Origin of the sequence: Helicobacter sp. 10-6591, from assembly GCF_003288805.1 — a bacterium.
Lineage (GTDB): Bacteria > Campylobacterota > Campylobacteria > Campylobacterales > Helicobacteraceae > Helicobacter_F.
Window position 1 is genome coordinate 41737 of sequence record NZ_NHYK01000008.1, and the last position, 26220, is coordinate 67956.

Sequence of the window (26220 nt, forward strand, 5' to 3'; positions counted from 1 at the left end):
GGATCCTTATTGCAGTGGATTTGTGTAGTCGGGGATTCTACAAAAAATCCCATAAAAAAATAATATTTCTTGATTTGCAAGCAGATTCTTGAGTACAATCAGCCGCTCTTTGCACCCCATTAGAACAAGTGATAGTCCTTGTAGCTCAGCTGGATAGAGCATTCGATTCCTAATCGAAGGGTCATGCGTTCGAATCGCATCGAGGACACCAAACCTCACAACCCAAACCATATCTCAAGGACATAGCGATGTTGCGTTTTCTCAAAAGAGTCCTCAATAAAATCTTGCACATTACAATGCCGTTTTTAAAGCGCAAACTTCAGCCGACCAATTGGCATCACCTAAGAAGCTTAGAGCCTGTATCTCGAATTTTTGGATTTGATAGAGGTATGCCAATAGTATAGAATCTACCAAGAGGATTTTTTGCAACAAAATGCTCAATACATAAAGGGAGAGGTGTGTGAAATCGCTGAGAATACTTATACTAAGAAATTTGGAATACATGTCACTACATCACACATTTTGCATTACAACAACGAAAATAGCAACGCTACGATAATAGGCGATCTCACCAAGTGGCAGGAACTACCAGCTAATATGCTTGATTGCTTTATCTGCACGGTTACACTGAATTTTATTTATGACTATAAGAGTGCCATCAAGGGTATCTACCATATGCTTAAGCCCCAAATAGGGGGGGGGGGGGCAATACACAATCTCATAGCAAAACAGAATCCGGGGGAGTAGCACTTGTGAGCGTAGCGAGCCTTTGTCCAATCTCAGAGTATGATTACAAACGTTGGGGTGATTATTGGCGTTTCACAGATATGGGGATAAAGCGCGATTTTGAGGAGATTTTTGGAGTGGGAAATGTCGAAGTTGTAAGCTATGGCAATGTATTGAGCGCTACCGCAGAAATACAGGGTATAAGCGCGCAGGAACTTACCGTAAGAGAACTCTTCTATCATGACAAAAACTATCCTGTTATCATCGGTATCAAGGCTTACAAGAGAATCTGATGCTTATTATCCTAGCGACTTCAAATCCACATAAGCAAAGAGAATTGCGTGCTATGCTTGCAGATTCTGGGCTTGTGGAAAGATTGCAAGTAAAGTCTTTAGATGAGTTTGTAACGCCTTTTGAAATCAAAGAAGATGGTAGAAGTTTCCAAGAAAATGCAGCAATTAAAGCACGGGCAATCCAGCAAGCACTTATAGAATCAAACACTGAGATAAACACATGCGAAAGAGCGTTTGTTTTGAGTGAGGATAGTGGGCTTTGCGTGGATTTGCTTGCTGGATTACCCGGGATTTATAGTGCGCGCTATTTTAAGAGCGACACTCAGGGCTATCATAAGTGGGAGCTAGAAAAGCAAAGATTATTGCGGGATTTTCCTGCTTTGGATTCTGAGAAACTTAATATTGAGCGTGTGATTTTTGAGCTAGGGTTGTACGGGGAATCTGGCGCACAGTTTGTGGCAAATATGTGTTTGCTTGATATGCATACATCTCATACAAGACACTTTGAGGGAATCTGTCATGGCAGAGTGATTGCTGAAAAAAGAGGGCTTAATGGCTTTGGCTATGATTGTATATTCATACCAAGCGGCTATACAAAGACTTTAGCCCAACTGAGTGATGAAGAAAAAAACCTTATCTCACACAGACAAAAGGCATTAAAATCTTGTGTGGAATATCTTGGGTCCCAAGAAGCTATGAACAAGAAGCTATGAATTAGTGATTTTAAGAAACAAGAAAGTCACAATATAACCAATTATCTCTGGGTACTCAAATCAAGCAAAGTAGCAACAATACAAAACAACTCTATTAGTAGCTGGATAAATACAAGTATCACTATAGGTCTTTTGCTCTGTGCAATTTTGGATTCACGCGACTTCAACGAATATGACATTGTGTGGTGAATATATACAAATTGTTTTGTGGGATTTTTAAACTAGCTTTTATCAAAGCATCGCTAAACTTCGTCCTTCCAAAGTATTAGTAGGGGACAGATCCGAAAGGACTTTGAAATTTTTCTCAGGAGCTTATAGTATGAAATTTTTTCTTGTTCTGTTTTTTGGTTTCGTTGGGCTAGCTTTTGGCTCTGGTATGAGTGGATTGGATATGATCAAGTCATACTCTGTAGCTGGTGCAGTTATAGGTGTGGGTATTGCAGCACTTGGAGGTGCTATTGGTATGGGGCATGCAGCAGCAGCTACTATTTCAGGTACAGCGCGGAACCCTGGAATCAGTGGTAAATTGCTTGGAACAATGTTTATTGCATTAGCACTTATTGAAGCGCAAGTTATCTATACGCTTGTTCTTGCAATCATTGCGCTTTATAGCAACCCATTTTTGGCTTAAACTCAAGTGATCTTCTGAACCTAGCAGAAATTTAGCTGCTAGGTTTCTGCGCTGGTGGTGGAATTGGTAGACACACCATCTTGAGGGGGTGGCGGGGCGACCCGTGCGAGTTCAAGTCTCGCTCAGCGCACCATACAAAGTCTTTCATATAGCCTGATCATCTTCACATTCCTACCTTCGATACGCCGGGGTGGTGAAACTGGTAGACGCGCTAGACTCAAAATCTAGTAGGGGTAACCCTGTGTCGGTTCAAGTCCGACCCTCGGCACCATTTTGAGAATATTCAAACTTTATTTTTCAAACTCCAAGGCCAACTCTTTGTATTTTCTCAAAATATCTTAGATGTTTTCAAAGCGTTTTCAAAAATGCTTCAAGGGCATCGATTTCCTCTTGCGTGAGCTTAAGCTCTTTTAGTAAAGGCGAGGTTTGCGGGAACAATGGATCATTTTTTTGAGAATCCGTAGGCTCTGGGCGAAACATTCCAAAATTATACGCATTAAGCACACCACGTAAAGTCGGAAACAATCCATTATGAAAATATGGCGCACTTTTTCGCACTTCGCGTAAGCTAGGGGTTTTAAATGCACCCATATCACTGGGATTTTTACTCACATTGTAACGACCAAAATCCTCATATTTCTCGCGCCCATAGTAGGTTAGCCCAAGATTGTGGTATTTGTGATCGCTAAACTCCACACCATTGTGGCAATTCATACAGCGCCCCTTCGTGCGGAAAATATGCAATCCTAGCACCTCATCATCTCGCAATATTTGAGAATCCCCCCCGCATAAATCTATCAAAACGCGAATTTTTGGGCATCAATGATCGCTCATAGGTGGCAAGTGCCTGTGCCAAATGCTTAAGGCTAGATATGAAGAGCTTATCAATGTCTTACTTCACGGCAATGGCTATTTAAATTTCTATAAAGACTTTGAGGACACCATAAATTTAGAGGGCAGGGACTGGGCTTACGCCCAGCATAAGATTATAGACACGAAGCCCACCCTAGCGGATTTTAAAAAATGCGTGAGCGAGTATTTAGCGTGGGAAGTGAGCAATGTGCTGAAAAATGGAAATAAGGAGAGAGAGCCAAATTTTCCCTAAGCCCTCGTTTAGCAGAGCTTGAAAAACAATTCAAGCAAAACGGGGGCGCATTTAGGGAATTTAAGCTTGGGGAATTGTTTGGAATACAATCAAATCCGCAGTTAAATAAAGATAGTTTTGAATTTAGCGAAAACGCCGAATTTCCTTATTTCACAAGGACTTGTCTAAATAATGGCATAGCAGGTTATGTAAAATATTTGGATGAAGAGCATAAAATTAAGGGTAATTCCATAGCCGTAGGAATGCTAGGAATGCAATTTTTCTATATGCAAAAAGATTTTTATGCAGGGCAATTTACAAAAACCCTTTACCCAAAATTTGCGACATTTAATAAACTCATCGCCCATTTTTTCATCGCTTGGCTGAATAAATCCCAAAAGACTTTTCAAGGCGTTTTAGTGCGGGATTTTGAAAAAACTTTTAATAAAAGTGTGATTTCTCTACCCATTGAAAATAAACAAATTGCCTTTGACTTTATGGAATCTTTCATCAAATCCATAGAAAAAGAATGCATCAGAGATGTTGTGTGCTACCAAGAGGCTAAAAAAAGAGCCTATGAAAGGGTTGTGGGCTTTAAAAGCCCTCTTAAGTGCTAAGCGTTGCCTTATCTAGGGCTTTGAGGTTTTTAGCACTACAAAGCGCAGCAGTCATGGAGCCAGAGACATTGCTTGCTGTGCGCGCCATATCCACTATAAGGTCGATGGCTAATAGCATTGAGAAAATCTTGCTATCAACCCACAATCAAACGCATAGAATTTCAAAATACAGGCAAATTCAGGATTGATAAGATAAAAGCTGCTCTATCTAAGTATCCCCTCTAGTTTCAAAAGTTCTATTTTCTTATCCAATCCGCCAGCATAGCCTCTGAGATTCCCGTCTTTGCCTATCACTCGATGGCAGGGTATTATGATTGCGATTTTATTGCGACTAGCTGCCATGCCTACTGCTTGCGCAGACATTTTAGGTATCTCTCTTGATTGGGCGATATGTTTTGCTATCTGCCCATAGCTCATGGTTTTCCCATAAGGTATATCTAACAAAATCTCCCATACCTCCTTTTCAAACCTACTGCCACCAAGCAAGAGCGGCGGGAGAAAACTAGGAATCTGGCCTTGAAAATAACTCTCTAGCCAAAGTAGTGTTTGCGTAAGCGCATTATATTGTGGGGTAGATGAGCAGCAGTGGGGATGAGGTAAAAACTCTTTGTAAAAAGCTGATTTGTCTTGAAAGCATAATTGCGTCAAATATCCATTTTTGAATTCTAAAAAAAGTATGCCTAGTGGGGATTGGTAGGTTGTCCAATGAGATTGAGAAGAGTTGGATTTCATATTTTATATTTCCTTAAATATTGAAGAGAGATTCTTGCGATGAGAATCAAGACTTGCTTTGTCTTAACTTCTCTATTTCTAGGAGCTTTGATCTAGCGTCTATGACTTTTGGTTTTTGGAGAGTTGGCTGGTATTAACGAACTAAATTGCGGGCTTAATTCTCACACTCTTGGACAATCTTAGCAAACTCTAAGAATATACTGCGAGATTCTCTTGGTCCAGGGCTGGCTTCTGGGTGGTGCTGGATTGAAAAGATTGGTTTATCAAAATAATACAAACCCTCAATCGTGCCATCAAAAAGATTCCTGTGTGTAACTTTGGCTACAGATTCTATAGAATCTGGGACAGAATAATTGTGGTTTTGCGAAGTGATTTCTACCTGTTGTGTCAGCATATTTTTTACAGGATGATTGCCCCCGTGGTGCCCAAACTTTAGCTTATAAGTATCAAAACCATGTGCAATCGCTAGTAATTGGTGCCCTAGACATATCCCAAACATTGGAATATTTGCATCAATAAGCAATCTTATCTGTGCTATTTGAGAATCTAGCATAAGTGGATCACCCGGACCATTAGAGAGGAAAACCCCACCAATTCTCTTCGCACGAAAGCTCGTAATAATCTCTTGTGCGCTGAAATCATATGGCAAAACTTTGACGTCCAAACCTGCTGCCACAAGTTCATTGAGGATATTTTGCTTCACACCAAAATCTATTACAGCAATCTTTTTATTACGCTTTGTGGTGGGTTTGTCGTAGTTAAAACTCACAAAATCAAAGCTCCCATATTGATGTCTGTAGGGTTCTTTCGTAGAAACTTCTGGAATGAGATTAAGCTCTTGGATATTGGGTGTGGAATCTAAAAGAGATTTTAAAGTGGATTTGTCCTTAAACTCTGTGCTAGCTACCATCATCATAGCACCTTGTGTGCGAAGCATCTTGACTATTGCACGTGTATCTATACCATAGATGCCTATGGTATTGTGTTTTTTTAAAAAATCATCCAAAGAAGCTTGTGCACGAAAATTTGAATAGAAACTATTGTAGTTTGCTATGATGATACCCTTACAAAATACAGACCTAGATTCAATATCGCAATCGTTCACGCCCACTATCCCGATTTCTGGCATAGTGAATGTAACAAACTGCCCAGCATAACTTGGATCGGTGATGATCTCTTGGTATCCACAGAGTGAAGTATTAAAAACAACTTCGCCTACCGCACTACCCTTAACACCAAAACTTAAGGCTTTCACAAACACACCATTTGCAAAATACAAGAAAATCTCTTCAGGGCCATCAGATTCCGACATTTTGCTTCCTTTGTTTTTCTTAAAATTTGGGTTAGCTTAAGCCTTTTTTGCGCAATTCCTCTTCATAGAGCTTATTGAAAACTATTTCATATTCATCACTGCCATACACGAGCTTTCTCTTATGCTTTTTGAGACGCTCTATAACTGCCTCTTCGCTTTGTTCATAGATTCTAGAATATTCATTGATGGCTTTGTGTATGATGTTTTTCACAACTACCTCTGAGACCTTAAAATCTATAAATCCTGTTTTGCAAATCCGAGAAAGTATCTCGTGTGATAAATCGCTACACCGATCATCCCATGTGATTGTAAAATTCTCTTCGCTCGCGATTTGTCGCTTAAACATTCTGAACATAGCACGTTCATCCATTCTATAGTCTTCAATTTCGTTGCTATGCTTTTCTAATAAATCTCTCACTTTTTCGTCAATTACCTTTTCTCTTTGGATATTCTCCATAAGGCAATCTAAAGCTACTTTACTAAGAGATTCTAATGAAGTGTTGATATTGATAAAACTTGCATTTACTAAATCTAGACCAATTTTATTTGCAATATAAGGAGCGTGTTGTGCCTTCAGCTTCATTGTTGGGATTCTCCTACTTTTTGTGTGGGATTGTAGCTTTAGTTAAGTAAAAAAGGCTTTAAGCTATTTGAGTTTTTCGTAAATATATGGCACAGAGGTAATACCTGATTGGGTTACTTTATGGTTGATACTCATTACAGATGAAACATCGAGATTCTGATATTTGCTTGGGAGTTTGTAGCCACTTTTATAGACCTCTTGCAAAAAGAGGATTTTTTCCTCATTAGTTTTAAATTCAGCTTCACGTACTTTTACCATCGCTGCTTTCAAGACAGAATCTGCACCTAAGAATCCCACAGGCAGAACATAAACATGAGAATCCTTCAAGCGATTTTTAATGTCTCTCATTTCATGTTGGCAAGACGGACAGTTTGGATCAGCCACAATATAGGTGATCTTGTTTGTTTTTGCTTGGGAGTTTAAGACAATAAATTCACTTGTTTTGAGTTCAGAAAATAAGCTGATAATCTTTTCAGTTGCAGGCTTTTGTGTTGCATTTTGGGCTTGTTTGATAGAGTTTGAAACTTCGATAACATCATCATCATTCTTTGAAAAAAACACATTTGATGCACCAAAAATCACTCCACCATCACTGCTTGCAAAAAGTGGTACTTGTAGTTGTTCTGTTTGTACCAGTACAAATTTCACATCTTTTGTGGCTTTGAGATTCTCAACTTTTAGTACCTTGACATCTTGGGAGGTTTTTTCTTTGATAAGTTTTTGGAGTTGTTCTTCGAAGCTTGAAGCATTGAGATTTATAACAAAAAGTATTGCGATTTTTAGAGCAGACTTCATCTTGGGACATCCTTTTGGTTCTATAATTTAGCGTAGGAATTGTAGTGGCAAATGCTAAATATCTATGGAGAAACTTTAATGTATGTGTATGCAAGCACTCTCTATCCTAGTTTTTTTATCAAAAGGAAAAGAGCAAAATTTTCTAATAAAAAAAATCTCATAAAAACAAAAAATCTTGTTTTGCTTGGCATTGGCGGAAATAAACCAAAAACTCCAAATGTGTTTTCACAGCTTCTTAAGACACTCTCCATGCACCCAAAAATTTTTAACATCATCTCCTCACCAATCTTTAAAAACCCTGCTTTTGGATTCACACATCAAGCAGATTTTGATAATGCTGTGCTGCTGCTTAGGACAGATTATAGTTTACTAGAGGTTTATAGGTTGGCATTTTATTTAGAAAGAAGATTTGGGCGCCCTAGAGTACGAGAGTTTCAAAACGCACCGCGAGTTTTAGACGTTGATATAATTTTGTTTAACAAAGTCATTTTAAAGCGAGCTTATCTTAGAATTCCACACAAAGCTTGGCAAAACCGCCAGAGTGTATGTATCCCGATGAGTTTTTTGGGGATATTGTGAGATTTTAAGGATATATAAATGGCAAGAAAACTCCATACTTTCGCAGGGGAAACAGCGGCTCATGCTATGCAAAAAGCGGTGCAGGCTTATGGTGATGATGTATTGATAGTAGAAACAAAAGAAATACGCAAAAAATCTCTCAACCAACCCGGACTTTATGAACTTGTCGTGGCAGTTGAAGAAGCAGATACATCCAATATAGATATCCAAAAAGATGAACAAACTACCACAAATATCCAGCAAAAAATCGATGAAATAGCGCTCAAAGAGCTCGCAAGAAAAAAAACACAAAGAGACAATGATGTAAGCTTACAAATAAGCGACGCGGCACAGATAAAAAATATGGTAGGTGAGGTAGCAAATATCGTGCAAAATGATTTGCATATTATCCCACCGCCAAAATCCCAAGCAAGAGTTGCACCCCAAAAAGTCGCATTAGCGAGTAATCCTTATATGCAGACAGGTATAGATTCTAAAGGTCTTGATTCAAAGATAGAGGATATGCAGCGCGTACGTATGAAGGAATCACATGCAGAGCGGGCTGAGTTTAAAGAAATCCGCCAAGAGCTTGATAAGATCAATGACAAAATGAAAATTATCCAAAATATGTTTTGGGAAGAGAAAGCACCTGAAGGGTTGATTATCCCCCAAGAATTTGCGGAAATTTACCGCTTAGCAAAAGCAAGTGGCATGAATAAGGAGCATTTGGATTCTATTATGCGCTTAAGTCTGGAACTTATGCCATTAAGAATGCGTGAGAATTCTGTAACAATCAAGCGGTATTTTCGCGAAGTATTACGCAAGATGATTTTTTGTCGAAGCGAGAATCTCCCGCTAGGTCATAAAAAAATCATGATGCTTGTAGGACCCACGGGCGTAGGAAAAACAACAACCTTAGCAAAGCTTGCTGCACGCTACAGTATTATGCTAGAAAAACGTCATAAGGTAGGTATCATCACTCTTGATACCTATCGTCTAGCAGCAGTAGATCAACTTATGGCATATGCAAGAATGATGCGCTTAAGCATTGACACTGTTGTAGAGCCTGATGAATTTGGTAAAGCCATAGATTCGTTGCGCCACTGCGATGTGATACTCATTGATACAGCAGGGCATTCCCAGCATGACAGACAGAAATTAGAAGCACTCAAAAACTATGTAAACAATGATTATAAAATTGATGTTTCTCTCGTGCTGGCATTGAATGCGAAATATGAGGATTTACGCGATACTTATAACGCTTTTGATGGATGTTTAGAGATTGATACGATTATTTTTAGCAAACTTGATGAAAGCAGGAATTTTGGGAATATGTTCTCTCTTGTTTATGAGACAAAAAAACCAATCAGCTATCTCTCGACAGGGCAAAGCGTGCCAAATGATTTGATACTCGCTACAAATGACTATCTTGTAGATTGCTTACTCGATGGATTCAAAAAATCAAAAGAACAATAATGAAACAACACCAAGCAGCAGAACTTGAGACCCTCTTTAACACAAAAGATAAGCGTAATTTTTCTGCTACGCGTTTTATTGCAATCACAAGCGGTAAGGGAGGCGTGGGCAAATCAAGTATAAGCGCAAATCTAGCCTATGGCTTACACAAGCTTGGAAAAAAAGTGGCAGTTTTTGATGCAGATATCGGACTAGCAAATCTTGATCTTATTTTTGGCATAAAAGTAGAGCATAATATTTTGCATGCGCTCAAAGGTGAAGTGAGCTTCTCAGAAGTGATTTATCAGATTGAAAAGGGGTTATTTCTTATCCCAGGTGAAAGTGGTGAGGAGATTCTAAAATATGCTAATAGTGGTGTCTTTGAGCGATTTTTAGAAGAAACGAATGTCTTGCAAGATTTGGATTATATGATAATTGATACAGGTGCTGGGATTGGTGGAGTTACACAGAGCTTTTTGGATGCTAGCGATTTGCTTATCGTCGTAACCATGCGAGATCCTTCGGCACTTATGGATGCCTATGCAACAATCAAACTCAATGCGAAAACAAAAAATGATATCGCGCTCATTGTCAATATGACACAAAGCGCCAAGGAAGCAAATGCTATTTATGAGCGTATAAAAAATGTGGGAAAAGAAAAGATTCCAAACCTGCGTTTGCATTACCTAGGACACCTCACACAAAGCACTACGATAACAAAAGCCACACGCGCAAGAGAATTATTTTACAAAGCAGAGCCACTAAGTGCTTCAAGGTTGCAAATTGATTCTATTATCAAGCAGATTCTGCTAGTAGAGACGAAACTTTTTGGTGGAAATAATGTGGAACAAAATATGCTTCAAGCAGAAAGCACCTTTAATTCTTTCTTGCGACGTATGCTGGGTTATCTGTAAGTTTGGCAAGAAATGAGGTAGGTTGAAATAAAACAGGATAAGAATGAAACCTGATAATTATATGAGTTTTAGCATTGTTGGCGGCTTTTTTATCGGGTTAGCCTTTTCAATTTTGAAGTTTGAAAGACCAGAGTTTATGGTTATTTGGACAATTATTACAACCATAGGCGTGCATATGATTGTGATAGTCTGTATTGCGTTGTATTTTTGGTTTTTAGATTCCCAAAAACCTCATATCAAAAAGGATAAGTTAGAAAAGAATCTCGAGTATTATCGTTTGGAGTTTGACAAGAAAGAAAAAGAAACAGCAAAGATCTCCGCTTTTCTTAAAAATATAGAATCCGAGCAAGAACAAGAAATAACAAACGCATCATAAGGAGATAACAAGTGGGAGACAATAATATGTACAAGCAAAGTATTAAACATGCTCAAGATGAGTTAGCCACACAATATCTTCCAGCAGTCAAGGCTATGGCTTTTCGTTTAAAAGAGCGCCTGCCAAGCTCTGTTGATGTAGCGGATTTGCTCTCAATTGGCGCAGAGGAGCTAGTCAAACTTGCAAGACGTTATGACTCCTCGATTAATGATTCTTTTTGGGGTTATGCCAAGACGCGCGTAAATGGTGCGATGCTTGATTATCTACGCAGTCTTGATGTGCTCTCTCGCTCAAATCGCAAACTTGTAAAGCACATCGATATCGAAGTCTCAAAATACTTCAATGAATACCAAGAAGAACCTAGCGATGAATACTTAGCCAAAACTCTCAAAGAAGATGTCCAAAAGATCAAAGAAGCGCGTATAGCAAGTGATATCTATATGCTTGTGCCAATTGATGAGCAATACAACGCAATCATCGGTGATACAATCTTAGAAGAATTACAACAAGAAGAGCTTGTAGAAATCATTTCAAAGGTACTAAGCACACTCAATCAAAGAGAACAGACAATAATCCAACTTTATTATTTTGAAGAACTTAGCCTAAAAGAAATAAGTGAGATTCTCGACATTACAGAATCAAGAATCTCCCAAATCTCTAAAGAAGTAATAAAAAAAATTAGACTTGCGTTAGGAGAAGGTGTTGGCTGATATTCTAAGTCAAGAGGAAATCGATGCACTTTTGGAAGTGGTAGATGATGGTGGTGATACTGAGACTTTAGAAAAAGAAGATGTCCTCCACCAAAAGCATATAACCCTCTATGATTTTAAGCGCCCAAATCGCGTCAGCAAAGAGCAATTACGCGCATTCAAAAGTATCCATGACAAAATGGCGCGCTCACTTTCTTCACAAATCTCAGCAGTGATGCGCAGTATTGTTGAGATCCAGCTCCATAGTGTAGATCAGATGACTTATGGTGAATTTTTAATGAGTTTACCAAGCCCTACAAGTTTTAATGTTTTTTCGATGAAACCTCTAGAAGGCAGTGGGGTTTTAGAGATAAACCCAAGTATTGCTTTCCCTATGATAGACAGACTTTTAGGAGGCAAGGGTGATCCATATGAGAATCCCCGAGAATTTAGCGACATCGAGCTCAATTTGCTTGATACTATCTTGCGCCAAATGATGCAAAATCTCAAAGAAGCCTGGAGTTCAGTTACTGAGATTTTTCCTAGTATTGACGCAAAAGAATCCAGTCCAAATGTCGTGCAAATCGTCGCACAAAATGAGATTATTATTATGGTTGTCATGGAGATAATCATTGGGCATAGTAGTGGAATGATGAATCTCTGCTATCCTGTGATAGCACTTGAGACCGTTCTATCAAGGCTTGCTACAAGAGACTTGATGCTAAGTGATACAAGCTCTAAAAAATCACGAAACAAAGAACTACAAGCTCTAATCGCAGGAACAAATGTCATAGTTTCGGCCTATGTGGGTGAAACGGCAATTACGCTCAAAGAATTACTTGATTTAGAAGTAGGCAATATCGTCCGTCTTGATAGGGTAGCAGATGATAGTGTGATAGTAACAATTGATGAGAGAGAAAAATACATTGCTACTATTGGTTTGCAGCGTTACCGGAAAAGCATACAAATAAAAGAAGTTATCGTAACAGAGAAAGACCAAGTCAAAGAAGTGCTTGAAGTGCTTGAAGCACAGCGTAAAAATCGCATGATAGATATAGAAGAGGAGAGTGAATGAAAAGATTCATAAACCTAGTGATTGCTGAAAGTATTGCTACTATCGAAGGACTTATAGGCAAGAAGGCGAACATTACGCACACAAAAGATGACAATGTGAGCTTAGATTCTTTACCAAAAACCTACGCATTAGCTTCTATACAAGTTGAAGGTGATGTGAGCGTAACTATAGGATTTATCATGCCCGCACAAATGGGTAGCGCACTTGCTGATATGATGCTAGGAGGCGAAGGTACCAGGAAAGATGAGATGAATGATGATGATTTGGATGCAGTCAAAGAAATCATCTCAAATATTTTTGGTGCAATAGCTACAAATCTTGGCTCACAAAAAGACCTACCAAAACTTAGTTTTTCTTGTCAAGACATAAAATTTGTTACAGAAAGCATCGATTTGAGCGAATTTAAAAAGGCTTATATTTTCAATTTCAATTTAGAAAGTCTGAATTCTGAATTTATTTTATTGGTTTCAGAATCTTTTGGAAAGTTATTTGAACCGACGCAAGATAATAATACTATGGACAAAAGCCAAGATTCTGCCATGCTTAATCTGTTAGAATTTAAAAACATTGGCATGGTCTTGGATGTACGGCTTAATGTGCGTGTGCGTATTGGGCAAAAACGTATGCTTTTAAAAGATGTTATCTCTATGGATATAGGAAGCGTGATAGAGCTTAACCAACTTGCAAATGACCCATTAGATATTCTGGTAGATGATAAAGTGATAGCGCGCGGGGAAGTTGTCATTGTAGATGGGAATTTTGGCATACAAATTACTGATATTGGCTCGCGTAAAGATCGTTTGGAACAATTGCGCGATCCAAACCAATAGATTCCCTAAAACACATAACTCAAACTATGTAATACACTTTTGGATATTGATTTTATTTGTCCCAAAAAATATGTTCATAACCAACACCTCCTAGAATCCCAAATTTTAGGTTTAATCTTAGAAATTCTAAAAGATAATCGTAGCTATGCCCACCTGGATGTTTCTCTCAAGAATCTGATATTTTTGAAGTTGATGAGCTAGTGACAGCCACAACCTCCTCCACCGCCATGATGGTGGTGCTGGCCTCCGCCACAACAGCCTCCACCCCCACTTCCACAGCCACAACCTCCCCTATCAACTCTACCTTGTAAAATTTCTAGTTCGCTTGCGTCGCGCACATCTAAGACTTTGACCTTAAATCCCAAAGTTTTGCCTGCTAGCGGGTGATTATAATCAATCATCACGACATTATCATTAAAGCCTTTTACAATCACTTGTGCAGTCTGCCCATCATCACTTTGACCAAAAAGCGTCATGCCCTCTTTAAGATCTATGCCTTCAAATTGCTCCTTTGGTACTTCTTGGATAAGTTCTGCTTGATACAAACCATAAGCATCTTGTGGTTTGACTTCTACCTCAACCTCATCACCCACTTTTGCTCCTAAAAGAGCATTTTCTAAACCTGCAATCATTTGATTTGCTCCGATCAAAAATTCAATCGGAGCGCCATTTTTATTAGAATCAACAAGATTATTTGTTTGTGTATCAACAACCTCATACTCAATACTTGCTACTTTGTTTTTTTCTATCATTTCTATTCCTTTTTGTATTGGTTTGACTCTTTGGAGTCTTTTTGCTGCAACTTTCTAGCAGTCGCTGCTTCTTTGCTCTCTGGATAATTAGAAACCAAAGCTTGCAAGAAACTATTATAATTTGTTATATCTTTGATGCCCTTAAAAGAAATGGCACTATGTAATAAAAGTGCAGGAATATACTCTCCCTTCTCACTTGCATTCACACTATTTTTATAATACCTAATAGCAAGCTTGTAATCCCTCTGTAAATACGCAATCTCACCGAGATAAAACAACACTTCTGGTTGTTGGTATTTAACATCTTTGAGCCATAGCATAATATCTTTTGCTGCTTTGTATTGTTTGGCCGTAATCAATTCTTTGGCTTCGGCAAAAAGCTCTGGTTTTTTGCTTGAATCATAGGTCTTTGGCTTGCTAGGAGTTTGTTGCTTGGAATCTTTACTAAGTACAGTATTTTGGGCTATAAGCTCTTGGAGCTTATCGAGTATATTTTCTTGAGTTTGTAGCATAAGTGTGCGCATTTCTTGGAGTTTAGAATCCAAAGTCTCAATAGCCGCTTGGTTATTTTCATTTTGCTGGTTTAGCTCATCAATTCTATTAAGAAAGCTTTCTAATGTATTCTTAAGACCAATCACTGCGATTTTTAGGTTACTTACTGCTTCCTCATTATTAAGGGTTTTGTTTAAAGTATTTTGGAGTTTTTGAGTTTGGGATTCATAAAGACTTTGGAGTCCTTCTTGTGATTGCTCCAGTATTTTGTATTGGCGCGCTAGAGAATCTATAAGATTTGAGATATTTTGCATGGAACTCTGGAGATCCAATAGATCCTTTTTTGTAGCTCCACTTTGGCGCTCAAATGCCGAAGGTTCTTTTGCATAGCAGGTAAAAATAAGAAGCAGAAAAAGACTAAATCGTAACATCTTGCTCTTTATGTGGTGCCTTGCTACTGCACGATTTTGAATTCAACGCGTCTGTTTGCCTGATAACATTCTTGTGTTTGTTGTGCGCACACGGGCTTGCTTTCTCCAAACGTCAGAGTCGAAATATTTCTGCTATCTACACCACGTGATACAAGCGCATTTTTTACAGAATCTGCTCGCTTTTTTCCAAGAGCGAAGTTATATTCATCACTTCCAAAAGAATCTGTATTGCCTTCTACTATAACCTTCGCGTTTGTTGCTTTGAGTATATTTGCGATTTCGTTGATACGATCAAACATATCTGCCTGTACCTCATATCTGTCGAATTTAAAAAAAATATTTTTAAGACTTGAGCTGTTTATTTGTGAAGAATTATCCGTATCATCAATAATTTCTGTTTCGATCAATACCTCATCTATCTCAGAATCTTGTACAGCAGTTACAGCACCGCTTCCACCTGTTTTAATCTCAACATCATCGCCACAACCTATAAAAAACAAAGCACTTCCAAGGAAATTTATAAACAGAAAACTTATGAATAATTTTTTTTTCATCACTACCTCCTCTATGGGTATTAATAATGCGTAGTCATTTAGAAAAATTCTATCGATAATTACCAATCATACGACTGAATTTTAACATTTGGCAATGGAAATAAATAACTCTTGTTGTAATCTAAGCGGATAATCCCTAATGCACTTTGAGTTGGTGTATGTTTGATAAACATAATATTGTTTCCATCCTTTGAAAAAGTAGGCATTTGGTTTGAACCCTCAGTAGTAAGACGTCGGATAAATTCAGAATTAGTAGCAATAAGGTAAAGATTGAATGTATTCAAACCAAACTCATTGTTTGTCTCTCGGCTTGAATAAACCACTCGCTTATCAAATGCTGACACCGCACTATTGTTACGACCATGAAATACTACCTGCTCAACTGCTCCACCTTTAATACTTGTAGAAAAGATATTTGGATAGCCTAATCTATCTGAAACAAACACTACTTCTTGTTCATTGTTAATAAATTTTCCACCCACATCAATGCCAGAAAAATTTGTAAGTTTGTCTAAGGATTTCCCTTTGACATCATAAAGATACACATCAGCAGCACTTCCTGCTGGAGTAAGAGATAACAACAATTTCGAACCATCTCTACTTACATCTGACACCACAGCCATACCATCACTGCTAATCACACCTTCTATAGTATTTGTGCGCAAATCATGTCTGACAATCGTTGGTTTATTATCTAAGTATTTTGTGTAATACAAAACATTTTTTTGCTCATTCCCCCATTTTGGAAAAATATTCAATCCGCCTTTTACTATTGTTTGTTGAAATGAAAGTGTATAGTCTGCTAGCACAATATCAGAATTGCCAGAAGTAGTGTATTTGGCAAACACCACAAACTGTTTCATCCAATCAATATTTGGGGCCTTGATATAGGTATTAATATCATTTGCCATATTATGAGCAAGAAAGGGGTATCTTATAATCTGCTCTTCGCCATATTGTCTTTCCAAAACTCTTGAAGAAGTATTTACATCATAAAGTTGCAGTGTTGCTACAAGACCATTGTCTTTTTTTCTGACACTTACACGAGCAATAAGATCGATTTTTCTGTTTTTATAGCTTTGAAAATCAGGCTTGCTATCTTTGACTTCGTCGCCTTTTTCGACCTGAAAATGACTGCTTACGCGTAAGTCAGCGTCAAGATGTGCAAACACCTTGTTGCCGTATTCTTTGTTGCTAGAGATATGTTCGATGGTAATAAAAGGGATTTTACTTGAGGTTTTGACAATTTCTAAGGTTGCATCAATTGCAAGGATATTTTTACATGCAAATAGATTCACAAACATAACTACCAAAAGCAATCTCAACATGCCTGTCCTTTTGCGTGGGTAATGGGGAATTATACTAAAAATCACATGATTGCAAAAGCGCTGATATAGCCTTGGAATCTAGCCATTGGGTGTTTGTATTGCTCGCATATTCAAATTCTGAATTTATAGGATTTCCTACTAAACCATCTTGTGTGTGAGTGTAATCAATAGGAGTTTGGAAACTAATGGTCGGCATCAGCGTATAAAAATCCTCAAATTCTATACAGAGCCTAGAATCATCTCTTGGAATCATAACTTCGTGCAGCTTTTCTCCGGCGCGGATTCCTATGGCTCTCAGCGGAATATCTGGAGCAAGAGTGTGTGCTAAATCTTTGATATAAACACTAGGAATTTTTGGGATGAATATCTCTCCGCCATGCATACGTTCAATGCTCTTGAGTACAAATTCCACACCAGATTCCAAGGTGATAAAGAATCTGCTCATCGCAAAATCTGTGATTGGAAGTTCTTTCGCACCAGATTCTATGAGTTTTTTAAAAAACGGAATAACAGAGCCACGCGAACCCACGACATTACCATAACGCACTACGCTAAACCTACAATCCCTTGAGCCTTTCATATTGTTTGCAGCTATGAATTGCTTATCAGAGCAAAGTTTTGTAGCTCCATAAAGATTGATGGGATTTGCTGCTTTATCAGTACTCAGAGCTATGATATGTCGGACATTATTTTTGAGAGCGGCATTTATCACATTGCTTGCACCATCTATATTGGTTTTTATACATTCCATTGGATTGTATTCGGCAAGCGGGACGTGTTTGAGTGCTGCTGCGTGAATACAGATATCAATGCCATTAAGTGCTATTTCTAATCGCTTGCTATCGCGTACATCCCCGATAAAAAACCGCATGCATTTGTCGCTAAAAGCTTGTGCCATCTCATACTGCTTGAGTTCATCACGACTATAAATGACAATTTTCTTCGGATTGTATTTTTCCAAAATAGTAGAGACAAATTTCTTACCAAAACTTCCTGTGCCACCCGTGATAAGGATATTTTTATCGTTAATCAGATGCATCTATTCTCCTATTTCAGATACCCTAGCTCGTAAAGTTTATTGACAAGATTTACAAGTATTGGGCCTCCATTTCCTCCACCTCCGCCATGTTCGATGATTATCGTAATGGCGTATTTTGGCTTCTCATAAGGCACAAATGCTGTAATCCATGCATGTGATCGCTCAAAATAATCCATCTCAGATTCCTTTAGCCGCACTTTTATATCTTGCGGAATCCCTGTAACTTGTGCTGTACCTGTTTTACATGCAATGGCTACTTTTGCGCCTCTTGTACGCCAATAAGCTGTCCCACCATCTGGGGAATTACACACTTCATACATGCCTTTTCGCAAAACCCACAATTTACTTTTCTCATGATCGCTTAGCACATCTTGGTTTGGATACTTTTTTTGTGTGTCATTAAAGTTTTTAGCAAAATGTGGGCTTACAAGCTTGCCTGAGGCTATAAGAGCCGTATAACGAGCAACTTGGATTGGTGTCACCAAAAAATAACCCTGACCAATAGAAATGTTGATGAGATCTCCACCTACCCAATTATCGCCTTTGATCTTGAGTTTCCATTCAGGTGTAGGCACGACTCCTTTGGATTCGTTTGGTAAGTCGATTCCAGTCTTTTCGCCAAAACCCATATCAAAGAGTATGTTGGCAATATTATTGATCCCTGTTTTCAAAGAAAGCTTATAAAAATACACATCAACTGATGAACGTATGGCCTTAAACATATCAGCGCTATTGTGTCCGCATTTCCAATCTCTATATTTGCGCCCACCCACTTCGATAAAACAAGGTGTCTCTACGATGGTATTCTCATTGACATCTGCATGTTCTAAAAATGCCAATCCCATAGCCATTTTCACAACAGAACCGGGGGGATATTGCCCAGAAGTTATTTTATTAACCAATGGTAGATGAGGGTCTTCTAATAGCTCTTTCCATTTTGGGACACTAATGCCTCCCACAAAATCATTCAAGTTGTATTCGGGGTAACTCCCTGCTGCTAGTATCTCTCCATTTTCTACACTCATCACAATACCAGCGCCCTCTTTGTTGCTAAACTCAGAATCTAGTAATTCCTGTAAGCGCAAATCAATTGTAAGATTGAGATTATTTTGACGAGGCAATGAACCTTCCTCTATCACTTTAATTTCTTTGTAAAGTGAGTTTATTTGAGTCTTACGGTAACTTGCCTTTCCCTGTAAGAATTCATTATATTGTGCTTCGATACCAGTCTTGCCAATAACTTTTGTATGCTGTGAGAGTGGATTATCAATAATATCTTTTTGGCTTGCTCTTGAAATATAGCCTATAACATGCGATGCAGAAGAAAAATTTGGATAGAAACGTTTGCTTGAAGGTGCAATAAAAATATAAGGGCTGAATTTGAAGTAACTAAAAGCATGACTTATTTGTCTATAAGTAAGAAAATTGGCCACCATTATTGGTGAATGGTTATAAGATGAGTTGGCGTTTTTGTAGATTCTTAGTATTTTCTGGGAATCTAGAAATGGCAAATGCGTTGTAATAAGCTCGATTTGCTCTTTTACAACATCAAGTTTTAGTCGCGGAGCAAGTGCAATAGAGAATCCAATCTCATTAATCGCTAAGGGTTCGTTATTCCTATCGAGTATCTCACCCCGTATTGGCATAAGTACCTCAACCTTTGTGACATTGTCTCGAGCATATTTATCATAATAGTTATAGTTGATGATACTCACAATATAAACACGGATAGCAACAACCAACCATACAAAAGTAAAAAAACCAATAATGATTTTAAAGCGAATGCTCATAAATACCAACCATAATAATCTCGACAGCCAGGTAGTACAAAAGAATAAGAGGACTTAGCTCAATGCCAAATTCTAAAAAGCGACTAGATACCACAAGCAGACAATAAAAACCGACATACACCAAAATAATCTCAATCACCCAAAGAAAACGTGTAAAACTGAATTTATGAGAATACAGAATCATCACATAGCGTAAAAGCAAAAAAAGCAGCACCAAAAAACCCAACGGAATAGCATTAAATGCCTCAATCACAAAGAGTATGCCTAATACCACACAGAAATGCCAAAAATCGTCCTTGTCATCGTAAAAAAGAAATAGCAAAAAAAATACCCCAAGCAATGGCGGTAAGAATGTTGCAAGCCCTACCAAACTTTGGTATATGAAAAGAAAAGCAAAAAAAAAGATATTTTTTACAGCTTGGCGATAAGAGCCACTTCGTTGCATATTGGAAAATGTTTGCATTTAATACAATCCGCCCATATTTTTTGGTTTGGTAAAAGCATTTTGTCGATTATAACAAAGCCCAACTTCTGAAATAACTGCTCCTGATAAGTTAGCACGAGAATTTCTGTCAGCCCAAGTTCTTTGGCTTCCCTTTTTACAGATTCTATAAGCGCGCTTGCTATGCCTTTGTTTCTATGTAATTTATCGACAATAAGTGAGCGTAGCTCTCCTAATGTAGCTGAATATATATACAATGCGCAAAATCCAATAATCTTACCTTTATGATTGCTTCTTGGATTCTTTGCTGCCTTAGATTGTGCAATCTCCTCTCGCACAATATGATAAGACCTAATGGCATTTGCTATCTCATCAACACTACGTTCTAAAATCACTCCGCGCTCTACTTCACCCTTGACAAGCTCTTGCATTTGCCCAATATCAGCCAAAGTAGGTTTTTCAATCAAAAAAGCCAAATTCTATCCTTTGAGTAATTCTTAGAGATTTTTCTTGATTCTTTTGCTGAGAATTTTTGCCAAAAATGCAACAAAAATAATCCAGCAAATTACCACTACAGGCACAATATATGGATTGACATTAAGATATTCTAAAATTTCACGCACAATATTTCCCGCAGAGAATGCAACAAACCCCACGACTATAGCCCAAAGCAAACATGCAAATGCATTTTGTATGAGAAAATTCTTAAAGTTATAGCGGCTTATGCCAATGGTTACAGGCACTATAAATCGCACGATATGGATATATTTACTAACGAAAATAGCAATTTTGCCATAACGCTTTATCCAAACCTGTGTGAGTGCAATCTGTCGCTTATACTTGGAGAAAAACGGCAAAATATCTTTTTTATAATGTCTTGAAAGATATGCTGTAAGTGAGCTACCAATAGTATTTGCCACAAATGCAACAATAATGCAAAGCATAATATCCATTTTGCCAAGAGAACTCATTGTAGCAGCAGCGATAAGCCCTACGTATCCACCATAAAAAGAATAAACAAAAAGAAGCAGATAACCCCAAGATTCTAAGTTATCTAGCACCTCTTGCATACAAAACCTTTATTCAATAAGCAAATCGAGCAAATACTATAAAATTATTTGAGGAAACATTGCGTTTGAGAGTGCTAATACTGCTCCATTGGACGTTCTTTGCTTTGTAGCTCACAAAGCCCCCACCGACTTCTAAATGCATATCTGTCCCGCTCCATACCTGTCCTTGTGCCAAAAGATGGATTTCTTGATAGTCTAAAAATGAGATAAGTGCATGGATTTTTATATTGTTGTAATCCATACCACTATAAAAGTAAGCTGTGATGGTGTTATTCAAAAAATAAGGCGCTACACCTGTTAAGAGATTATTGCCACGCCCTAGAGTGTTGCCATAATAGCGCGTAGAATCTGTCAGTGCCCAGATTCCACCTGTACCCTCTCTGCCACCTATATAATGCACCCCAGCACCCACATAAAAACCATCAAAAATATGAACCTGCTCATCACCCCAAAGCAAGAAACTCGCATTCTCACCGGTTTTATTAGCATCGCGACCATCAGTATTACCATATTGTAAAATGCCGCGAAGTACGGTTTTGGCATCAAAGTTTTCAGCAAGCTCAAAACGATAGCTAGCACTCATTCCCACTTGGGTTAAGATTCTCTGGGGTTTGTTGCTAATCACAACACCATGAGTAGAATCTGAGTAGCTCACAATACCCCCAGGTAATTTGGTGTTTAGCAACCCAAAAACATCAATAAGCCACTTTGATCTGTCGGTGAAATTCAATCCGACCATAAGAACTTCGCCACCGATATTAGCTTTTTTATAAGCTTGAGAATATGGAGTGAGGCCTGCTAATTGCACTCCATTGATTGCGCCTATTTGTCCTTGCTTATACCCTGTGCCAAGCATAGAATCCACCCAGGCTCCATACAAATTAAAAAGATCAGATACACAATAGCGCGCTGCTATCCCTTGCATATTGCCATCAAGCCAGTCATTCATCATAAAATCACTATTAAATCGCCCGATAGCTACTTCTAATGTTTCTCTAGGATCATCTTTATGTTTGATACTTCTTTTGTATTTGAAATAGGCATCTGAAATATCACCTACACTAAAAGAATCGCTATTTGTAGGGATTTCCCATAAACCTATAGCACCAAGCCCTGCATATATACCACTTTCATCGAAATTAAACTCTATGCCATTTCTTACTTGGAATCCAAAAGCGTTTGGCTGTGAGTTATACATACTCGTAAGGTAACCAAAAGGCTTACTACTAATTTCCACTGCACCAGCCCAAACTCCTGTCATAGCTAAAGATACAAAAAGCTTTCTCACCTACTCTCCCTTATTCAAACGAAATAGCAAACCAACAAGGGCTTTGATTATATATATTATAGACTTAAGCTGTAGTAAATCCTACGAGGAGACAAAGCTTCTGATGTTATCTACAACTCCTTTCAGAAGGCGAATTCTCGCTTTATCGTATGCCCAGGCTATGTGAGGGGTTAGAATGAGTTTGTGGGCTATTTTTGGATTCAAAAATGGATGGTTTCGCTCCATGGGTTCCTGTGAGAGGACATCTGTCCCAAAGTAAATTTCTTTGGATTCCAGGATCTTAGCTATGTCATTTTCATTAACAATCCCACCACGTCCCATATTAAGCAAGATCGTATGATCTTTTAAAATGGTGAGATTTTGTGCATGCAGTAAATTAGCCGTTGCTTGATTAAGTGGAGCGTGGATAGAGATAATATCGCTCGTACTAAGTAATACATCAAGATCCTTGCGCTTGAAAGAAACATTAGTATTTTTACCGCTTGTAGAAAAATAGCTCACATTTGCCCCAAAAGCTTGGACAAGACTTGCTACCCTTTGTCCTATGCTACCAAAACCGATAATACCCCATTCTCTGCCTTCAAGCTCAGTAATTGGCGCGCCAATATGCGTAAAAATATTGCTTCTGCTCCAATCTCCACCTTTGCAAAATCTATCATAGTAAGCAAGATTACCTAAAAAGCTCAAAGCAAGCATAAGCGTATGTTGAGCTACTGCACTACTAGAGTATCCCTCGACATTTTTCACTTCTATACCTTGATGTTTTGCACACTCCAAATCAACATTATTCATGCCTGTAGCTGCGATACAAATAAGCTTCAGTTTTGGTAGTTCTTTTAAAATCGCGGAATCCAGCACGACTTTGTTTGTAATGATAATGTCTGCATCTTTTGCTCTTGCTAGCACTTCGCTATGTGTAGTGTTAGTAAAATGTGTAAAAGTCCCAAAAGACTCAAATACACCCAAATCACATTCTCCCAAAGTCGCAGAATCTAACAACACTATGTTGTATTTCATTGTTTCTCCTTAAATAAGCATCCTAATTGTAAGAGCAAGCGCAATGGTATAATCATCAATATAAATAATCGATAAAACTCTGCTACCAAAACCATCACCAAGAGGTTTCATGCAAAATCTATCCGCTTTCAAAACACACGCAAAAGTCGCGCAGATTCTTTTAGAATCTATACCCTTTATCCGAGAGTTTCGTGGCAATACGATCGTAATCAAATACGGTGGATCAGCACAAATCACCCCAGAACTCAAAGAAAGTTTTGCACTTGATTTGGTACTGCTTTATATGGTGGGTATTAAGCCAATCGTTATACACGGCGGGGGCAAGAGAATTAATGAAATGCTGGAACGGCTGCATATTGAAAGTGTATTCAAAAATGGATACAGAATCACCAGCAAAGAATGTATGGATGTCGTAGAAATGGTACTAAGTGGAGAAATCAACAAAGAACTCAGCGCGTTTTTAAACTTACATGGAGCTAAAGCAGTGGGCCTAAGTGGGAAAGATGGGCTTATGCTACAAGCCAAGAAAAAAGACAATGGCGCTTTTGGTTACACTGGCGAAATCACCAAAGTGCAAAGCGAGCTTTTGCATAAACTTATGGACGATGGATTTATCCCTGTCATAGCGCCAATTGCAGTGGATATAGAGCAAGACAAACAAGAGAATCTCGGTTTAAATATCAATGCTGACATTGCTGCTTGTGAGATTGCTAAAGCTTTGAATGCGCAAAAGGTTATTTTTCTTACAGACACTGCAGGGGTATTAGATAAGCAAAAGAATCTCCTAAGTTCTCTTAATCCAGAAGGTATTACACAATTAAAAAAGGAAGGTACTATAAGTGGAGGCATGATTCCAAAACTCGAGGCTTGTGTAGAGTGTGTAGAATCCAGTGTGCAAAAAGCCCACATCATTGACGGAAGAATAAAACACTCACTGCTCTTAGAGCTTTTTACCAAAAAGGGTATAGGCACACAGATTCTCAAATGATGCAATCTTTTGTGTAAAGATAAACCCAGCCAAATAAACCAAATCCTTAACCAAGAATTACACAAAACTAAGTCTTGGTATGAGAAAAATATCAAGCTGCCATAGATTGGTGGGAATTTTCATGTAGCTTTCCATGCCTTATCAAGAGATAAGCGATTTTACGAATCTAACCAATGCCCTCTTATCTCTACTCTATAGCGGTCTTCTTTGATGAAATATAGTGCATTTAGCTTTGTTTTGGTTTCTCTCGTTTCACTGGTACATGCGGATACTTTCAATAACAGCTACTCACATAGCATTATAAATACCAAAGAAGCTTGGAATCAAAATATAAAGAAAATTTTGGAATTAACTAAATTCTTACTGTATTTGCAATTTTTACACTCTTTTGCAACCATTGCAATTTGTTCATTTTCTGCAATTTTCGCAATCAGAACAATCTTGACAATTCCAACAATCAGTGCAGTCATAGCACCATTCGCACTCCTTGCACCCTTTGCATCTAGTGCAATATGCACAATCTTCGCAATCTGTGCAATAATGGCAATCTACACACTCCTCCTTGCACCCTTTGCAATGTCTGCATAAGATGCATTTTTGACAATCTTGACAATCAAATAATAAAATACAATCTGTGCAATAATGGCAATCATTGCAGCCGTGGCATCTAGTGCAGTTTGTGCACTCCTTGCAGTTATAGCAATTGTAGCAATCTGATAAAGACTCGCTTGCTTTTTTTGCATCTTCTTCGGTGTATTTTTTCCTACTCCACTTATTTCCGTTTAAATCTGTCCAATAACCTTGAACCTCCATTACCATTTTAAGCTCCTTTATATTAAGCTAGAAGCTCTAGTAAAGAGTCTTCAAGCTCTTGAGTGTTTTTATGCTCGCAGAAACCCATTTTTTCTTCTACAGTCTCGCCATCGTGATCAACTAAAAACGCATAGTAGTCAAATCCTACAGAGTCAATCTCGCTTACAGAGATATACAAATCTGACACAGAGTTGCAACCTAGCCACAAAGCATCTTACATTCCGTCATACGCCCATCAATGACAATCATAATTACTTAAAAGATAAGATTCTGGATTCAGACATCTACAAAATCCGATCAAATAACCAACAGTATACACCTAATTTCAAGAACTGTGATAGAGAAGTATGTGATTTGCACGGAAGTCATGTTGCTGGGATAGCCATAGGCAGCTATGGTACATATTTTGGTGTGGCACATAATGCTAATGCATATAATATCGGTGCGATACAGAGTCCAGGCGCTAGCGCACCTGCACCAATGAGGATCTCTAGTTATTTCTGGTATAAGGATGATGTGAAAATCTTAAATAATAGCTGGGGAAGTAACGTCTATCCATTTATTGATACCGAAATCAAAAACGCGAAAATATCTGCAGCTAACGATAAATACAAAGATATCTCGCCTTTAAATATTATTAATTATGTTAATTCGTATTATACTGGTGCCGCTTGTCCTACTTGTGATACCACAAACGAAAAAGAACTTATGCAACTTTCGCGTGATAAACAGACAATGATAGTCTTTGCTGCTGGCAATGAAGGTATGGTAAGTCCAAACATCCAATCCATGCTCCCTCGCTATGATGAGAGTCTCCGATCGTGGATTACTGT

The 26220-nt window shown here is 38.2% G+C and carries 34 protein-coding genes, 3 tRNA genes and 2 pseudogenes; 18 read left to right on the plus strand and 21 right to left on the minus strand.

Annotated features, from left to right (window positions below; translation table 11 throughout):
• Nucleotides 1–6: 6 nt before the first annotated feature.
• Nucleotides 7–162 carry a hypothetical protein gene (locus CCY97_RS08210; protein ID WP_181562805.1) on the minus strand — a complete coding sequence of 52 codons (156 nt, stop codon included), beginning with the start codon at nucleotides 160–162 and terminating at the stop codon, nucleotides 7–9.
• Here CCY97_RS08210 and CCY97_RS03880 point away from each other — a divergent pair.
• From CCY97_RS03880 to CCY97_RS03910, 7 genes are all read left to right on the plus strand, one after another.
• Nucleotides 135–211: transfer RNA gene (locus CCY97_RS03880), tRNA-Arg, on the plus strand. The genes CCY97_RS08210 and CCY97_RS03880 overlap by 28 nt on opposite strands.
• Before the next feature lie 212 nt (nucleotides 212–423).
• Nucleotides 424–747, plus strand: coding sequence for a hypothetical protein (locus CCY97_RS03885; RefSeq protein ID WP_112064180.1), 324 nt, complete (start codon nucleotides 424–426; stop codon nucleotides 745–747).
• Between the two features lie 5 nt (nucleotides 748–752).
• Nucleotides 753–1019, plus strand: a complete 267-nt coding sequence (locus tag CCY97_RS03890) for a hypothetical protein (RefSeq protein WP_181562806.1) — start codon at nucleotides 753–755, stop codon at nucleotides 1017–1019.
• Complete coding sequence (locus CCY97_RS03895) at nucleotides 1019–1732, plus strand: non-canonical purine NTP pyrophosphatase (protein ID WP_112064181.1); 714 nt, start codon at nucleotides 1019–1021, stop codon at nucleotides 1730–1732. The genes CCY97_RS03890 and CCY97_RS03895 overlap by 1 nt, the downstream gene beginning before the upstream one ends.
• A 319-nt stretch (nucleotides 1733–2051) precedes the next feature.
• Nucleotides 2052–2363, plus strand: coding sequence for a F0F1 ATP synthase subunit C (locus tag CCY97_RS03900; protein WP_112064182.1), 312 nt, complete (start codon nucleotides 2052–2054; stop codon nucleotides 2361–2363).
• A gap of 48 nt (nucleotides 2364–2411) precedes the next feature.
• A tRNA-Leu gene (locus tag CCY97_RS03905) sits at nucleotides 2412–2496 on the plus strand.
• Between the two features lie 51 nt (nucleotides 2497–2547).
• A tRNA-Leu gene (locus CCY97_RS03910) sits at nucleotides 2548–2634 on the plus strand.
• A 77-nt stretch (nucleotides 2635–2711) separates the two neighbouring features.
• On the opposite strand, the gene CCY97_RS03915 is transcribed toward CCY97_RS03910, so the two are convergent.
• Nucleotides 2712–3077: a hypothetical protein gene (locus CCY97_RS03915; RefSeq protein ID WP_258456960.1), complete on the minus strand. Its 366-nt coding sequence runs from the start codon at nucleotides 3075–3077 to the stop codon at nucleotides 2712–2714.
• A gap of 142 nt (nucleotides 3078–3219) precedes the next feature.
• On the opposite strand from CCY97_RS03915, the gene CCY97_RS03920 reads away from it, so the two are divergent.
• Nucleotides 3220–3468, plus strand: coding sequence for a hypothetical protein (locus CCY97_RS03920; protein WP_112064183.1), 249 nt, complete (start codon nucleotides 3220–3222; stop codon nucleotides 3466–3468).
• Between the two features lie 65 nt (nucleotides 3469–3533).
• Nucleotides 3534–4064, plus strand: a pseudogene (locus CCY97_RS03925) (restriction endonuclease subunit S); the annotation flags it as partial.
• Here CCY97_RS03925 and CCY97_RS03930 read toward each other — a convergent pair.
• The 5 genes and pseudogenes from CCY97_RS03930 to CCY97_RS03950 form a co-directional block, all read right to left on the minus strand.
• Nucleotides 4054–4191 (minus strand): annotated as a pseudogene (locus CCY97_RS03930) (cation:dicarboxylase symporter family transporter); the annotation flags it as partial. The pseudogenes CCY97_RS03925 and CCY97_RS03930 sit on opposite strands and share 11 nt — an antisense overlap.
• Nucleotides 4192–4268: 77 nt before the next feature.
• Nucleotides 4269–4796 (minus strand): methylated-DNA--[protein]-cysteine S-methyltransferase, encoded by a 528-nt coding sequence (locus CCY97_RS03935; protein ID WP_112064186.1) that lies wholly within the window; start codon nucleotides 4794–4796, stop codon nucleotides 4269–4271.
• A 154-nt stretch (nucleotides 4797–4950) separates the two neighbouring features.
• On the minus strand, nucleotides 4951–6108 hold the full coding sequence (gene carA, locus CCY97_RS03940; RefSeq protein ID WP_112064187.1) for a glutamine-hydrolyzing carbamoyl-phosphate synthase small subunit: 1158 nt from the start codon (nucleotides 6106–6108) through the stop codon (nucleotides 4951–4953).
• Between the two features lie 31 nt (nucleotides 6109–6139).
• Entirely contained in the window at nucleotides 6140–6691 is a 552-nt protein-coding gene (locus CCY97_RS03945) for a DUF507 family protein (RefSeq protein ID WP_112064188.1), read from the minus strand.
• 63 nt (nucleotides 6692–6754) lie between these two features.
• The gene (locus tag CCY97_RS03950; protein ID WP_112064189.1) at nucleotides 6755–7486 is read right to left on the minus strand and encodes a protein-disulfide isomerase; all 732 of its coding nucleotides are present in this window, start codon (nucleotides 7484–7486) and stop codon (nucleotides 6755–6757) included.
• A gap of 51 nt (nucleotides 7487–7537) precedes the next feature.
• Here CCY97_RS03950 and folK point away from each other — a divergent pair, with 51 nt between their 5' ends.
• Genes folK through fliY form a run of 7 tightly spaced genes read left to right on the plus strand, consistent with a single transcriptional unit; the run spans nucleotide 7538 to nucleotide 13383 of the window.
• Entirely contained in the window at nucleotides 7538–8065 is a 528-nt protein-coding gene (folK, locus tag CCY97_RS03955; protein ID WP_112064190.1) for a 2-amino-4-hydroxy-6-hydroxymethyldihydropteridine diphosphokinase, read from the plus strand.
• Between the two features lie 18 nt (nucleotides 8066–8083).
• Nucleotides 8084–9520, plus strand: coding sequence for a flagellar biosynthesis protein FlhF (gene flhF / locus CCY97_RS03960; RefSeq protein WP_112064191.1), 1437 nt, complete (start codon nucleotides 8084–8086; stop codon nucleotides 9518–9520).
• Nucleotides 9520–10413 carry a P-loop NTPase gene (locus CCY97_RS03965; protein WP_112064192.1) on the plus strand — a complete coding sequence of 298 codons (894 nt, stop codon included), beginning with the start codon at nucleotides 9520–9522 and terminating at the stop codon, nucleotides 10411–10413. The genes flhF and CCY97_RS03965 overlap by 1 nt, the downstream gene beginning before the upstream one ends.
• 43 nt (nucleotides 10414–10456) lie before the next feature.
• A complete protein-coding gene (locus CCY97_RS03970) occupies nucleotides 10457–10789 on the plus strand; it encodes a hypothetical protein (RefSeq protein ID WP_112064193.1) in 333 nt (110 codons plus the stop codon).
• A 26-nt stretch (nucleotides 10790–10815) separates the two neighbouring features.
• Entirely contained in the window at nucleotides 10816–11499 is a 684-nt protein-coding gene (locus tag CCY97_RS03975) for an RNA polymerase sigma factor FliA (protein WP_112064212.1), read from the plus strand.
• Nucleotides 11492–12553, plus strand: coding sequence for a flagellar motor switch protein FliM (gene fliM / locus CCY97_RS03980; RefSeq protein WP_112064194.1), 1062 nt, complete (start codon nucleotides 11492–11494; stop codon nucleotides 12551–12553). The genes CCY97_RS03975 and fliM overlap by 8 nt, the downstream gene beginning before the upstream one ends.
• Nucleotides 12550–13383 (plus strand): flagellar motor switch protein FliY, encoded by an 834-nt coding sequence (fliY, locus tag CCY97_RS03985; protein ID WP_112064195.1) that lies wholly within the window; start codon nucleotides 12550–12552, stop codon nucleotides 13381–13383. Before fliM ends, fliY begins: the two co-directional genes overlap by 4 nt.
• Nucleotides 13384–13580: 197 nt before the next feature.
• Here the strand turns inward: fliY and CCY97_RS03990 are convergent, their stop codons facing one another.
• From CCY97_RS03990 to CCY97_RS04040, 11 genes are all read right to left on the minus strand, one after another.
• A complete protein-coding gene (locus CCY97_RS03990) occupies nucleotides 13581–14135 on the minus strand; it encodes a peptidylprolyl isomerase (protein WP_112064196.1) in 555 nt (184 codons plus the stop codon).
• A 2-nt stretch (nucleotides 14136–14137) separates the two neighbouring features.
• On the minus strand, nucleotides 14138–15058 hold the full coding sequence (locus tag CCY97_RS03995; RefSeq protein ID WP_112064197.1) for a hypothetical protein: 921 nt from the start codon (nucleotides 15056–15058) through the stop codon (nucleotides 14138–14140).
• A 23-nt stretch (nucleotides 15059–15081) separates the two neighbouring features.
• A complete protein-coding gene (locus CCY97_RS04000; protein ID WP_112064198.1) occupies nucleotides 15082–15612 on the minus strand; it encodes an OmpA family protein in 531 nt (176 codons plus the stop codon).
• 59 nt (nucleotides 15613–15671) lie between these two features.
• A complete protein-coding gene (gene tolB, locus CCY97_RS04005; protein ID WP_181562807.1) occupies nucleotides 15672–16940 on the minus strand; it encodes a Tol-Pal system protein TolB in 1269 nt (422 codons plus the stop codon).
• A 34-nt stretch (nucleotides 16941–16974) separates the two neighbouring features.
• The gene (pseB, locus tag CCY97_RS04010; protein ID WP_112064214.1) at nucleotides 16975–17973 is read right to left on the minus strand and encodes a UDP-N-acetylglucosamine 4,6-dehydratase (inverting); all 999 of its coding nucleotides are present in this window, start codon (nucleotides 17971–17973) and stop codon (nucleotides 16975–16977) included.
• Nucleotides 17974–17987: 14 nt separating this feature from the next.
• Complete coding sequence (gene mrdA / locus CCY97_RS04015) at nucleotides 17988–19769, minus strand: penicillin-binding protein 2 (RefSeq protein ID WP_112064199.1); 1782 nt, start codon at nucleotides 19767–19769, stop codon at nucleotides 17988–17990.
• Nucleotides 19753–20232 carry a hypothetical protein gene (locus tag CCY97_RS04020; RefSeq protein WP_146744498.1) on the minus strand — a complete coding sequence of 160 codons (480 nt, stop codon included), beginning with the start codon at nucleotides 20230–20232 and terminating at the stop codon, nucleotides 19753–19755. The genes mrdA and CCY97_RS04020 overlap by 17 nt, the downstream gene beginning before the upstream one ends.
• Nucleotides 20181–20687: an N-acetyltransferase gene (locus CCY97_RS04025; protein ID WP_112064201.1), complete on the minus strand. Its 507-nt coding sequence runs from the start codon at nucleotides 20685–20687 to the stop codon at nucleotides 20181–20183. The genes CCY97_RS04020 and CCY97_RS04025 overlap by 52 nt, the downstream gene beginning before the upstream one ends.
• Nucleotides 20688–20708: 21 nt before the next feature.
• Entirely contained in the window at nucleotides 20709–21281 is a 573-nt protein-coding gene (locus tag CCY97_RS04030) for a DedA family protein (RefSeq protein WP_112064202.1), read from the minus strand.
• A 13-nt stretch (nucleotides 21282–21294) separates the two neighbouring features.
• Nucleotides 21295–22569 carry a hypothetical protein gene (locus tag CCY97_RS04035; RefSeq protein ID WP_112064203.1) on the minus strand — a complete coding sequence of 425 codons (1275 nt, stop codon included), beginning with the start codon at nucleotides 22567–22569 and terminating at the stop codon, nucleotides 21295–21297.
• An 81-nt stretch (nucleotides 22570–22650) separates the two neighbouring features.
• Complete coding sequence (locus CCY97_RS04040) at nucleotides 22651–23586, minus strand: D-2-hydroxyacid dehydrogenase (protein ID WP_112064204.1); 936 nt, start codon at nucleotides 23584–23586, stop codon at nucleotides 22651–22653.
• A gap of 109 nt (nucleotides 23587–23695) precedes the next feature.
• On the opposite strand from CCY97_RS04040, the gene argB reads away from it, so the two are divergent.
• Nucleotides 23696–24574, plus strand: a complete 879-nt coding sequence (argB, locus tag CCY97_RS04045) for an acetylglutamate kinase (protein ID WP_112064205.1) — start codon at nucleotides 23696–23698, stop codon at nucleotides 24572–24574.
• Nucleotides 24575–24897: 323 nt separating this feature from the next.
• Here argB and CCY97_RS08215 read toward each other — a convergent pair whose 3' ends face one another.
• The 3 genes from CCY97_RS08215 to CCY97_RS08460 all read right to left on the minus strand — a co-directional run bounded on the left by CCY97_RS08215 (nucleotide 24898) and on the right by CCY97_RS08460 (nucleotide 25574).
• A complete protein-coding gene (locus tag CCY97_RS08215; protein WP_181562808.1) occupies nucleotides 24898–25044 on the minus strand; it encodes a hypothetical protein in 147 nt (48 codons plus the stop codon).
• A 78-nt stretch (nucleotides 25045–25122) separates the two neighbouring features.
• Complete coding sequence (locus CCY97_RS04055) at nucleotides 25123–25317, minus strand: hypothetical protein (RefSeq protein WP_112064207.1); 195 nt, start codon at nucleotides 25315–25317, stop codon at nucleotides 25123–25125.
• 92 nt (nucleotides 25318–25409) lie between these two features.
• Complete coding sequence (locus CCY97_RS08460; RefSeq protein WP_258456965.1) at nucleotides 25410–25574, minus strand: hypothetical protein; 165 nt, start codon at nucleotides 25572–25574, stop codon at nucleotides 25410–25412.
• A 95-nt stretch (nucleotides 25575–25669) separates the two neighbouring features.
• Here CCY97_RS08460 and CCY97_RS08220 point away from each other — a divergent pair.
• A partial coding sequence (locus CCY97_RS08220) for a S8 family serine peptidase (protein WP_258456964.1) occupies nucleotides 25670–26220 on the plus strand: 551 nt, incomplete at its 3' end.